Raw genomic sequence first — 11,741 nt, 5'->3', positions numbered from 1 at the left:
TGCCGACCTCACAGATCGATGATGGATTGCATGAGCACCGGTCGTACATGCACGACCGCAGTCGGCTTAGGGCTTGCCGAGCTTTAGCCTAGCACCAACCATCGCGCTAAACGGCTTGCCATACAAAGGCGCGGTGAAGCCGTCGTTGACGCCGATGTAGCGTCGGTCGAACAGGTTCTCGATCTGGACGAACCCTTCCAATCCCTGCCGTACCGGCACGCTGACGGCGACATCGGCGATGAAATGCGCATCCGTTCGATAGATCCCATCCGGATCGCCGTTGGTTCGTGACAGATAGCGGAGGCGGGGCGAGAGCTTGATGCCGTACGGGCCGGTCCAGTCGACGGAAGCGCTGATCCGCTGCCTTGGAATCCCTGCCTGCTGAATGCCGATGCTGGCGGTGTCTTCCGGGTTTCGGGTGACGATCGAGTCCGCATATGTATAGGCAAGCGTTGCAGCGAAAGACGGCGCCGCCTGCCAGGTCACCTCCGCCTCAACACCGCGACTGCGCGCGCGTCCGGCATTGATAAGTCGGGCGCCGATGTCGAAACCCGCCGGAAGCATATCCGGATCCAGGTAGCGATAGGTCAGGAAACTGGAGATCCGACTGGTATAGGCCGTGGCTTGTATGCGGATCGGGCCACGGTTGAGATCCAGCCCCAGCTCTGCGCCTTCCAGCGTTTCCGGCTTCAACCCGGCGTTGCTGTAGAGGATATACCCGGGAACAGATGCGCCACGGTACAGATTGTCGAGCGTCGGTGCACGGAACGCGCGATAGATCGCGCCCCGCACGGCGAACCCCGCAGGCAATTGGTAGCGGATCGAGAGGCGGGGGTCGACATCGCTGCTGTGACTGTTTGGTACGCTGTTGCCAGACCCGCCGGGTGTATTGTCCACCGCGTTGAAGCTGTAGAAATCCTGATAGCGCACGCTGAACAGCATCTGGAGCCGGTCGAACGGGCGAACATCCGCCTGAACGAAGCCTCCGAGGAAGCGCTGGTTGCCCGCGCCGGTGTCGGTGCGGAGCTGCACCCCCGTCTCGGCAAAGATGGCCGCATGGTCGCTGCCGCGCACGCCGCGGTAGTCGACACCGGCGGAGAGCGAGCGCAGCGGACCGGCGAAGGTCTGGCTCCACACCAACGATGCCCCCCAGTCGCTTGCGCGGGTGAAATGCCGGTTCTGGACGTATTCCGCATCGTTTGCGCCGAACCCATCGGGCGTGCCTGGATTGTTGGTGACGAACCGCTCGTCATTGTGGAAGCCGGTCAGGTCGACCGATCCGCCGGCATTCGGCGTCCAGCTCAACGTGCCCGTGTAACGCCATGTGCGCTGCTGGTTGGTGTTCAGGCGGGTCAGGAAGTTCTGGTCGTTGTCGTAATAGCTCACCCGCGCGCGGGCAGTGAGGTTGGACGTCAGGTCCGCATTGCCAGACAGCGCCGCGCTGTGGGCGGTAGACCCGGTCGGCACGGTGATCGCGCCGCGGGCGCTCTCGACCTGTTCGATATAGCCGTCGCTGTGGTTGACGCCCCCGTCGATTCCGATGCCATAGCCGTTCCCCGCCAGTGCGCCATGGCCGTCCGCCCGGTATGCGCCCCGGCTGCCGCCGGCGGCTTCCGCCACCAGTGCATCCTTGTCGATCGGCTTGGTAAGGATGTTGATGACGCCGCCCATTGCGTAGTTGCCCCATAGCGGCGCACCCCCGCCACGGACGACCTCGACGCGGTCGATCGTCTCCAGCTGCACCTCGCTCCACTGGACATAGCCGAAGAAGGGGTCGTTGATCGGCACGCCGTCCACAAGCACGAGCGAGCGTATCCCGCTCAGCCCGCGCATCGAAACGATGGTGTTGGTCGGGTGCTGTTCGTTGGAGCTGACGATGGGCAGGTCGACCGATGGAACCCGCCGCAATACGTCTTCGATCGACCGTGCCGGCGTGCCTTCGATCTGGTCGCTTGTGACAACACTTACGCTCGCAGGCACGTCGGCCAGCGTGGTAGCGGACCGTGTAGCGGTGACCACGATGTCGCGGCCTGCGGCCTGCTCGGTCTGAGCGGAGGCTGGGCAGGCGAGCAGGAGGCAGGGCACGGCTACGCCGACGACGAGGTAATAATGCTGCATTGCATAACCCTTTGCCCGTCAGCCAACCAGCGACGGGCACAAAATGTGAACGCGCGCCCCGCGAACGGACGCGAACTGACACGTCAAAGGGCGGCGGGCGGGCCCCGCAAGGGTGGGCGCAACCATACCGCGTCACCCGCCGCCTTTGTCAGTGCTGTCGCGGCGAGCCCAGTCGCCATGATGAAGGCGACGAGGGCGGTGACCAAGACAGGATCGGTCACGCCTGCCATCGCCGCTGACAGGCCGACGAACGCGCAGGGCATTTCCGCCTTGCCGTGGTTACTGGATGTGCCGTGGCCGGTACGGTCGGCGTGCATCCCCGGCATACCAAGCGTCATCTCGCTGGATGTGGTGCCGGAGCAAAGGACGATTTGCACGCGGCTATGATCGTTTTGGATCATGAAGCCGGTGGGTACGATCAGCTTCAGCAGCAGCGTCGCCACGCAGATCAGCGCGGCAAAGCAACGGTACGCGAGAAGCTGCCGTATGACGATCACGCGTGACAGCTATCGCAGCAAGCATGCCGTGTCACGCACCAGATCACGTAATCTGACACGCAGCACAGATGAAGCAAGGGCGACGCCAGAGCGTTGCCCGGCACCGCCGCTGCTGCCCTGCGAGACGAACGGGCGGGGCTCACCGTTGCGCATGCGGGGCTGACACGGACGCCGGAAACCTTGCGCCGTGGTCAGCAGTTGTCCGCAAACCAATGTGAGACGAATATGCGCCTGATCGCCATTGAAGAACATATTCTCCCTGTCAGCGTGCGTGAGGCTTGGGCCTCCGCGCCGCCGCCCTATGACCCCGTATCTGCGATCGCTGACGGTGGGGAAACGGGCGAGCGTCTGGCCGATCTCGGCGAAAATCGTCTGGCGATGATGGACGAGCAGGGCGTCGACGTGCAGGTGCTGTCGCTGACCACGCCGGGGCTTCATAATCTGGAGCCTGTTCGGGCCGTGGAGGAGGCCCGCCGGGTCAACGATCTGATCGCGGATGCGTGCGCCCGTCATCCCAGCCGCTTTCAAGGGTTTGCGGCTCTGCCCACCGCCGACCCGGATTCTGCCCCGCGAGAGCTGGAGCGGGCGGTCCGTGAACTCGGCCTCAAGGGAGCGTTGCTGTGCGGACGCACGCGCGAGCGGCATCTCGATCATCCCGCGCTCAGGCCTATGTTGGCGAAGGCTGCGGAGCTTGGCGTCCCGCTCTTCATCCATCCCCAGACGCCGGCGCCAGCGGTGCGCGAGGCCAACTACTCTGGCGTAAGCGAACGGGCCGACCTCGCACTCGCCGCTTTCGGCCTGGGCTGGCATTACGAAGCAGGACTGGAATGGGTGCGGCTCGCGGCGGCGGGCGTTTTCGACGAGTTGCCCGATCTTCAGATCATTCTGGGTCATTGGGGCGAGGTGGTGCTGTTCTACCTTGAGCGCACGGCGGCCGTGATAAGCCGCGCTCTCGAGCTTGGCCGGCCGCTGGGCGATTATGCCCGTCGCAATCTCTACGTCACGGGCAGCGGCATGTGGAGCGAACCCTACCTGCGGCGCTGCCTGGACATCGTCGGGCCGGATCGTCTGCTCTTCTCGACCGACTTTCCCTATCAGTATCGCCCCGGCGGCGAGCCGCGGCGGTTCCTCGAAACCGTCGACCTGGATGATGCGACGCGACGTGGTCTCGCGTTCGCGAACTGGGAACGACTAACCGGGATGGCCAGCATCTAGGTTGCACAGTATCGCGCGCTGAGCCGAAGATGACATTATCGGCGAGCCAAGCTGAACAGGCGCCCGACGTCCGCTGTTCTGCGATCAATGTACTGGAAAGCTGATCGTCAGCAGGCGAATGCGCTGTAATCGTAGCTCCGACTAGCGGGAAGCGACACCGTACCCCGCGCCGCTGCCCGTGACGCTACCCAAGATCAGAACCCCTAAGCCCCACAGATTGCAATAGCAGCGACTTTCATACTCTTTTCCGCGCCGGACGAGAGAACCCTGTCGTCTCCGTTTGTTATGCTTCACCAGCCGCATTGTTAGGCTGGTTGCGGATATGGATATCCCGCTGAGGAAAGGGGATCTCGATATTATTGTCTTTAAACAACACCCATAGTCGATTGAGCACGTCGGAACGCACATTGCCGACGCCGGACTCGGGATCGGTGATCCACACCAAAATCTCGTGATCGACCGAGCTATCGCCGAACCCGGTCAGCCACACTGCCGGCTTGGGCTCTTTCAACGCCCGAGGAGAGGCAGTCGCCGCCTCGATCATCAGTCGCTGCGCCAGCGGAAGGTCGCTGTCGTAACCGACACCTACCTTGATATGAATGCGTACGTTGCGACTGGAATACGACCAGTTCTCGACCGGATCAGTCATGAGCTGTTCGTTGGGGATCAGGTGTTCCTTGCCATCGCGCGTGACGACGGAGACAGCGCGCACCCCGATCTTGGTGACCGCGCCAAACGTGTCGCCGACCACGATGACGTCGCCGGGCTTGACCGACCTGTCCATCAGCAGGATCAGGCCGGCGATCAGGTTGCCGAACGTCTTCTGTAGCCCGAACCCGATCGCAAGCCCCACTGCACCGGAAAAGACGGTGAGCGCGGTCAGGTCGATACCGAGGATATCGATGCCGAGCAGCGCCGCGACGACGATCACGAGGATGCTGGCGAGCTTTTGCAGGAGAGCGCGCTGCGAGACGTCGAGCGCCTTCATCCTGCCGATCGAGTGGAGCACGACGCGATTGGCAAGTCGCGCGGCGAGGTAGAGCACCGCAACCACGACCACGAAGTTGGCGACACTGAGCAGCGTGATCCGATGCGTGCCGACATCCAGGCCGACACCGTTCAGCCCGGCAGTGAGCGGCTGCATTCCGCCGAGGGTGCCCGCCGTGGCCGCCACGAACGCGACAACCGTCAGGACACCTGCGACAGCCTCACCGATCCCTGACGCCCTGGCGATCCTGAATGCGAGAGCGGCGACGGCTATACCCATACCAACTGCCAAGATCAGCAGGCTGAGCGGGCTGAACTGGCCGGCATTGCTGGCAACGAGCAGGATCAGCGTAACGACGCCGTAATTGACGACCGACTGGGCGATCTTGCTCCCGTAAGCGTTCTCGCGTCCGGTCCAGCGCCGGATCGCCGCGCCGATCGGTTCACAGAGCCAGCCGCCCAGGAACCAGCCGACCGTAAAAGCGCCGATCACCAGCACGGCAGCCAGAACGAGCGATACAAAATCGGGCGCGTTCGGAACGCGGATCCCCCAGTCTTGAAGCCATCTCTGCCAGTTCATCGGTTCTCCCCCTCGAAAGCGTTTGTCTGATGTTAGATAGTCGCGATAGAGAACTCCGGGGTGTCAGGCGCTATCCGCGGCTCGCCGGCATCGGGGCGAACCACTATCGGCCTTTTCGCATCAATCTCCGCATTGCAACCAAATCAACAAAGGAGGCCACGATGAAGTTTGATCCCAACCATCTGAATTTCGATTTCAACCAATTGGTCGTGCTCGGACTGATTTTTCTGATCGGTATCATCGTGGGCGTTCTTCTAAGTCCCCGGACCAAGCCGCTACGGCGTCAGCTTGAGATTGAACACCGGCAACGAGAAGCGGCCGAAGCACAGCTTGCCGAGGCGAACCGCCGGGTTGGCGAACTGGAACATCAGACCCGCAATCATCCGCATTGGGGCAGCACCGCGCTTGGTGACAATCTCACGCTGATCAATGGTGTCGGGCCGGACAGTGCCGAGGCATTGAAGCGCGAGGGGCTGACGACGTATAGCGACGTCGCGAGGCTGTCGGATACCGAGCTTGGCGACCTAGAAAACAGGCTGGGCAGGACGAGGGGAACGATCGTGCGGGAGGGATGGCGTGAACAGGCTGCCCGGCTGCGGGATCAGACATCTTGACCGACCTGATTTGAGGGCGGCGGCAATCCGAAGTGCTGCCCGTAGCGCTAAGTCTGGACACACGGCGGCGTGGTTTTCAGTTCCGCTAGTATCGGCGTGGATGCCATCGATTTTGAACACCCGCCCGCTTGAGCCGTAAGCCTGTCCGGCCCGGAACCTATGCTTTTGCCGGGCCGGTATGGTAGAACTGCCGTCATGTCGAAAACTCAAAGCAGCAGCGGCACTGTCGATGTCGATGGCGACACATACGATTGGCACCTCCAGCGTGAACCGCATCAGTCGGATGACGAAGGTTGGAGGGGAATGACGATCGCCCTTCTCCAGCGCGATGCCAAACGCGAGGCGTGGGTAGAATTCCCACCACCTAAGCGCCTTTTGAAGGGCTTGCCGCGCGGTCGGCTTCAACTCGATGACGGTATGATCGCTCGGTGCGTGCGCGCCGCTGTGTCGGCCGGTTGGGAGCCGATGTCCCGGGGCAAGCCGGTGGTGTTCACGGTCGATGCCGAAGGCAATTGAAGCGCGCGGGTCCGTGCGTCTCTGCCACCCGACGGCCGCTATCGCAGGCTTCAACTATTGCGCCGACGTACGCTGAAGGTTTGCACCCGACCGTATTCGTCTACCGGGCTGTTGCCCGATCGCCTCAAACGTCAGGCGTGCGCGCCCGCACGTATACAGGCACCCCGTCAGATTTCGGATTTCAATGAACTATCGACATTCCTTTCATGCTGGAAATAGCGCCGATGTCGTGAAGCACAGCCTGCTGATCGCGCTTGTGCGGGCCTTGCAGCTAAAACAGGGCGCGCTGACCCTGATCGACACCCACGCGGGCTGCGGGCTGTACGACCTTGGCGGCGATGAAGCCCAACGTACCGGCGAGGCCACGCAGGGCGTGCTGCAGGCCTTTGCCGATCCGAACCCCTTGCTGAACGACTACCGCGCCGCCGTACAGGCGGTGAATGTCGGGCCCGAGCCGCACCTCTACCCTGGCTCGCCCCGGATCCTGGCGCAGCTTCTGCGCCCGCAGGACTTCCTGATCCTGAACGAGAAACATCCCGAGGACGCCCGTTCGCTACGCCGCGTGATGCGCGACACGTCCGCTGCCGTGCATGAACGCGACGCCTACGAGCTTTGGCTGGCGCTGCTGCCGCCCCGCACCGCGCGCGGCGTGGTGGTGGTCGACCCACCGTACGAGCAGCCCGACGAACGCGCACGTATCACAGCAACCCTCGCCGCCGCTTACCGCAAGTGGGCGCATGGCGTGACGGTAATCTGGTACCCGCTCAAGGACCGCGCCACGCACTGGCGCTGGAAGGAGCGGTTACGCGAACTGGCCATCCCAAAAATGCTGTGGGTGGAGCATTGGCTATACGACAGCGATCAGCCCGGCATGTATAATGGCGCGGGCCTCTATATCGTTAATCCGCCCTACGCCTTCACGCAGGCGATGCCGCTTATGCTGGAAGGACTGCGTGCCGCGCTGGCGCCGGAGGGACATAGCGGCGAGATAGCATCCGGTTGGGTGAGCGGCTGACGTAAACAGGGACTGCCTCCTGCTGCGAAAAGAGCAGTTGCCCGCTGCTGGTTCTATACAGAGCATCTCGCAAGGCTCAATCACGGTGTTCGCACCGAGTTATTGGGCGATCGCGATGCCCTCGCCTGATGCCGTGGCGATGACGCGCGCCAGCGCCACGGGCGAATTGGATAGCGAAGCTGCCGACGTCGCCCGCACCGGCATGAATAAGGACAGTCTGCCCGGCCTTCAGCTCCGCCACCTCGAACAGCGCCTGCCATGCCGTGCCCGCCGCCGTCGGGATACCAGCGGCATCGTCGAAGCCGATCGCATCGGGCAGCTTCACAAGTTGGTCCGCCGGCACGCGTGCGAACTCGGCCATGGCACCGCTGCTGGTCGGCGCGGTGCGTGCCACGATGCGGTCACCGATTGTCCAGCCGGTCACATCGGCGCCAAGCGCTTCGACCGTGCCGCTGAGGTCGGTGCCAACGGTCGCCGGGAAGGTGAGCGGGAAGTCGCCGTGTATCGCCCCGCTCCGGAGCTTTACGTCGAGTGGGTTGAGCGCCGCGCAGGCGACGCGCACCAGCACCTCTACAGTACCGGGCTGCGGCGTGTCGACCTCGTTAAATGCGGGATCGGCCTTATAGCCGCTGAGCTGAAACGCCTTCATCATGCATTCTCCTCAGGCGCACCCATGGCGCCCATCTGATGCAGCCAGCCGAACCAATCCTCCATGTGCCAGGTGTGCGTCACCCGGCCGTTCTCGGTATGGTGGAACTCGTGGATCGGCAGCGTGAAAGTGCGGCCGGTCGACGCGACGCCGAACCACTCGCCCTTGTGCGTACCCGTGATCTCCGCCCGCACGCCGGCCCGACCGGGGGCGCCGATGATCTCATGCACCGTGACCTTCGCGTCAGGGAAGGCGGCACTGAACACCCGGATCAACGGCTTCATGCCTTCGCGGCCGGGCTGCTGGCCTGGCGCGAGCGGAATGTCTCGCCAATCGGTCGTGACGGCCTGGTCAAGCAGATCGGGATTATGTTCGGAAAAGGCGCGGTACAGCGTCTCGATCGCGGTCCGGTCCTCCTCGCTCAGGGTGCCGCTGATTGCGGCGGTCGTATGCGCCATGTTCCGTCTCCTTCGTGGATGACCGCAAACTAAGTTGCGCACACGCATCGTTGAAATCGATAGTGAGTATATGGCAACATCATCCCCATGGATTTGCATGGGATCGATCTGAACCTGCTGGTCGCGTTCGACGCGCTCATGGCTGAGCGCAACGTCACGCGTGCCGGCAAACGCACCGGCCGGACCCAGCCGGCGATGAGCGCAGCGCTCGCCCGGCTGCGGGCACTGTTCGGAGACGAGCTGTTCGTGCGCGGCCCCTCCGGCCTGCAACCGACGCAGCGCGCAACGGAACTCGCCGAACCGCTCGGCCGGGCGCTGGCGGAGATACGCCGTACGCTGGACTTCACGCAACGCTTCGAGCCCGCCACGTCCACGCAGAGCTTCACGCTCGCGCTGTCCGACCACCCGGCCATCGTGCTGTTGCCGCATTTGACCGACAGGCTGCGGGCGGTCGCTCCGGGCGTGACCTTGCGGATTAACGCCTACACGCACCGCGACAATGCCGTGTCCCTGCTCGACGGCGGTGAAGCCGATCTTACCATCGGGGTGCCAGCCCGGCAGGGAGCGGGCGGCCGTATCCTGACCCGCCCCTTGTTCGAGGATCGCTTCGTCTGCATCCTGCGCCGCGACCATCCCGCCGCATCGCAGCCGCTCGATCTGGCAGCCTTTCTCGGCCTGTCCCACCTTCTCGTCTCCCCCGAAGGTGACCGGTTCGGGCAGGTCGATGCCGTGCTGGCAGCGAAAGGCAAGCGTCGGCGGATCGCACTCAGCCTACCGCAGATGCACGCCGCGCCTGGTATTGTTGCCGCCTCGGACATGATCGCCACCGTGCTGAAGGGTATCGTCATGGATTCTGGCAGCCGCAATCGGCTCGCCATCTTCCCGCCGCCCCTCGATCTTGGGCCGGTGTCCTTTGTCATGTCCTGGCATCGGCGTAACGACGCGCATCCAGTGCAGCGGTGGATGCGCGAGACGATCGCAGACCTGCCGATCTGCCATCCATCAGGCTGATGTCGAAACATGAGAGCCGCTCGCTATACCAGACGCGAGCGGTTCGGCGCTCTCATGGTGTAGGCGCAGGACTTCGAGGCGGATCGTTGCGCGCATCATATGCGGCCTGCGAAATGGCGATGTGCTTGAGGTTCCGGAACGCCCAGTCGCCAAGTATCTTGACTGGCCCTGCCAGTGATGTGCCGACCTCGGTGAGCTCATAGTCGACGCGGGGTGGTATGGATGGCGTGACCGTTCGGGTGACGAGGCCATCCCGCTCCATGTTTCGCAGCGTCAGCGTGAGCATCCGCTGTGAGATGCCATCGATCCCGCGCTTCAGTTCATTAAATCGGTAGGGACGCTCGCGCAGCATGATGATGACCAGCACGGTCCATTTGTCGCCGACGCGGCTCAGCACCTGCGTGACCTTGAGGCAGGAGCGCGCTTCACGCGCTGTTGGCAACGCTTCGTCGAGCGTTTCAGTCACATTCATGTGCCTCCGGTATCAAAAATGTGCGTTCTTGCGGCGTCTTCCGAGCAGGCACATACCATAACCGACGCAACAATCGGAACCCGCTTCATGAAAATCCTTCATATCGATAGCAGCATCACCGGCCCCCGCTCGGTGTCCCGCGAACTGACCAAGCTCGTCGTCCAGCAGCTTGTTGGCAACGGTCAGCACGACGTAACCTACCGCGACATCGTGGCGGAGGACCTGCCGCATTTCACCGCCGTCACGGCACCTTCCGCCCATCCGATCTCGAAAGCGGTGCCGGTGCTGGATGACGCACAACAGGCGAAGCGCGACACCAGTGACGCCATCCTGGCCGAGTTCCTGGCGGCGGACACCGTCGTGATCGGCGTGCCGATGTACAATTTCACGCTGCCCTCCGAGCTGAAGGCTTGGATCGACCGGATCATCATTCCCGGCACCACCTTCAAGCCCGGCCCGAATGGCCCCGAGGGCCTCGCCGGCGGCAAGCGCGTCATCTTCGCGATCGCGCGTGGAGGTTACTACGGTGAAGAATCCGCCTTCAAGGCTGCCGAACACGCAGAGTCGCTTCTGAGCACCGCGCTGCGGTTCATTGGCATCACCGATATCGAGACCGTCGTGGCTGAGGGCCTCAACAACCCCGACAAGCGCGAGGAGGCAGTCGAAAAGGCCCGTACCGCCGTACAGCGCCTGTCGGCCTGACCCGATCCGCCCGGTCGGCGCAGCCGGCCGGGCGGTTCCCATCTCATTGGACTCGCGACCATGGCTGAGCACCGACTGCCGACTTATTTCCTTTCCCATGGCGGCGGCCCTTGGCCATGGCTCAAGGACTGGCGACCGGGCGTATACGACCGGCTGGAGCAATCCCTTCAGGAGGTGCGCCAGGAGCTGGGCGAAATGCCGCGCGCCGTGCTAATGATTTCCGGGCATTGGGAGGCCGACCGGTTCCTTCTGTCCTCCGCGGCCCGACCGCCAATGCTCTACGACTATTCGGGCTTTCCGGAGCACACCTACCGCATCCGCTACGACGCGCCCGGTGAGCCGGGACTGGCTGAGACCGCCAGAGCGATGCTGGAGCGTGGCGGCGTCGAGACGGGGCTAGATCCGCGTCGCGGGTATGACCATGGCACCTTCTCGCTGATGCATATCCTGTATCCCGAGGCGACGCTGCCCCTCGTACAACTCGCCATGAAAGCCGACTTTGATCCCGCAGAGCACATCCGCGTCGGCGAACTGCTCGCTCCCTTGCGCGACCAGGGTGTGCTGGTCGTCGGCAGCGGCTTCAGCTTCCACGACACTCGCAGCATCATCCGCGGTGCCGGCAAGCAGGCTTCGGCGAGTTTCGACGGGTGGCTCAACGAGACGCTGGTCCATGCCTCGCCGGAAGAGCGCCAAGATCTCCTGCTCGACTGGACGAGTGCGCCCGCTGCCCGCGCTGCTCACCCGCGCGAGGATCACCTCATTCCGCTGATGGTCGTCGCCGGTGCGGCCGGAAACGATGCCGGCACCCGCGTCTATCACGAGACTGCCTTCATGGGCGCCATCACGGCATCAAGCTATCGGTTTGGCGAACCGGTAATTATGCACAACTGAATATAGGAGAAGCCTC

General features: G+C 63.4%; 13 protein-coding genes. 7 read left to right on the top strand and 6 right to left on the bottom strand.

Annotated elements, in window-relative coordinates:
• Positions 1-66 precede the first annotated feature (66 nt).
• Positions 67-2,118 carry a TonB-dependent receptor gene (locus L8F97_RS16510; RefSeq protein WP_242152746.1) on the bottom strand — a complete coding sequence of 684 codons (2,052 nt, stop codon included), beginning with the start codon at positions 2,116-2,118 and terminating at the stop codon, positions 67-69.
• Positions 2,119-2,201: 83 nt separating this feature from the next.
• On the bottom strand, positions 2,202-2,615 hold the full coding sequence (locus L8F97_RS16505; protein ID WP_242152743.1) for a DUF2946 family protein: 414 nt from the start codon (positions 2,613-2,615) through the stop codon (positions 2,202-2,204).
• Positions 2,616-2,840: 225 nt separating this feature from the next.
• Between L8F97_RS16505 and L8F97_RS16500 the strand changes: the two genes are divergently transcribed.
• Complete coding sequence (locus L8F97_RS16500; protein WP_242152740.1) at positions 2,841-3,830, top strand: amidohydrolase family protein; 990 nt, start codon at positions 2,841-2,843, stop codon at positions 3,828-3,830.
• Between the two features lie 283 nt (positions 3,831-4,113).
• Here the strand turns inward: L8F97_RS16500 and L8F97_RS16495 are convergent, their stop codons facing one another.
• Positions 4,114-5,397: a mechanosensitive ion channel family protein gene (locus tag L8F97_RS16495; protein ID WP_242152736.1), complete on the bottom strand. Its 1,284-nt coding sequence runs from the start codon at positions 5,395-5,397 to the stop codon at positions 4,114-4,116.
• A gap of 161 nt (positions 5,398-5,558) precedes the next feature.
• On the opposite strand from L8F97_RS16495, the gene L8F97_RS16490 reads away from it, so the two are divergent.
• From L8F97_RS16490 to L8F97_RS16480, 3 genes are all read left to right on the top strand, one after another.
• On the top strand, positions 5,559-6,011 hold the full coding sequence (locus tag L8F97_RS16490) for a hypothetical protein (protein WP_242152733.1): 453 nt from the start codon (positions 5,559-5,561) through the stop codon (positions 6,009-6,011).
• 195 nt (positions 6,012-6,206) lie between these two features.
• Positions 6,207-6,527, top strand: coding sequence for a hypothetical protein (locus tag L8F97_RS16485; RefSeq protein ID WP_242152731.1), 321 nt, complete (start codon positions 6,207-6,209; stop codon positions 6,525-6,527).
• Between the two features lie 184 nt (positions 6,528-6,711).
• Positions 6,712-7,542 carry a 23S rRNA (adenine(2030)-N(6))-methyltransferase RlmJ gene (locus tag L8F97_RS16480; RefSeq protein WP_242152728.1) on the top strand — a complete coding sequence of 277 codons (831 nt, stop codon included), beginning with the start codon at positions 6,712-6,714 and terminating at the stop codon, positions 7,540-7,542.
• A 76-nt stretch (positions 7,543-7,618) separates the two neighbouring features.
• On the opposite strand, the gene L8F97_RS16475 is transcribed toward L8F97_RS16480, so the two are convergent.
• Both L8F97_RS16475 and L8F97_RS16470 read right to left on the bottom strand, forming a co-directional pair.
• The gene (locus L8F97_RS16475) at positions 7,619-8,194 is read right to left on the bottom strand and encodes an NADP-dependent oxidoreductase (protein WP_242152725.1); all 576 of its coding nucleotides are present in this window, start codon (positions 8,192-8,194) and stop codon (positions 7,619-7,621) included.
• Positions 8,191-8,649, bottom strand: a complete 459-nt coding sequence (locus L8F97_RS16470; RefSeq protein WP_242152722.1) for an ester cyclase — start codon at positions 8,647-8,649, stop codon at positions 8,191-8,193. The genes L8F97_RS16475 and L8F97_RS16470 overlap by 4 nt, the downstream gene beginning before the upstream one ends.
• 87 nt (positions 8,650-8,736) lie before the next feature.
• On the opposite strand from L8F97_RS16470, the gene L8F97_RS16465 reads away from it, so the two are divergent.
• Positions 8,737-9,660 (top strand): LysR family transcriptional regulator, encoded by a 924-nt coding sequence (locus tag L8F97_RS16465; RefSeq protein WP_242152719.1) that lies wholly within the window; start codon positions 8,737-8,739, stop codon positions 9,658-9,660.
• A gap of 52 nt (positions 9,661-9,712) precedes the next feature.
• On the opposite strand, the gene L8F97_RS16460 is transcribed toward L8F97_RS16465, so the two are convergent.
• Positions 9,713-10,132, bottom strand: coding sequence for a winged helix-turn-helix transcriptional regulator (locus tag L8F97_RS16460; protein WP_242152716.1), 420 nt, complete (start codon positions 10,130-10,132; stop codon positions 9,713-9,715).
• Positions 10,133-10,150: 18 nt separating this feature from the next.
• Here L8F97_RS16460 and L8F97_RS16455 point away from each other — a divergent pair, with 18 nt between their 5' ends.
• The gene (locus tag L8F97_RS16455) at positions 10,151-10,834 is read left to right on the top strand and encodes an FMN-dependent NADH-azoreductase (RefSeq protein WP_277925027.1); all 684 of its coding nucleotides are present in this window, start codon (positions 10,151-10,153) and stop codon (positions 10,832-10,834) included.
• Positions 10,835-10,894: 60 nt separating this feature from the next.
• Positions 10,895-11,725, top strand: coding sequence for a DODA-type extradiol aromatic ring-opening family dioxygenase (locus L8F97_RS16450; RefSeq protein ID WP_242152714.1), 831 nt, complete (start codon positions 10,895-10,897; stop codon positions 11,723-11,725).
• Positions 11,726-11,741 lie beyond the last annotated feature (16 nt).

It is taken from the genome of Sphingomonas sp. BAUL-RG-20F-R05-02 (assembly GCF_022662305.1).
GTDB lineage: Bacteria > Pseudomonadota > Alphaproteobacteria > Sphingomonadales > Sphingomonadaceae > Sphingomonas.
This window is presented reverse-complemented; position numbering and strand designations above follow the sequence as displayed.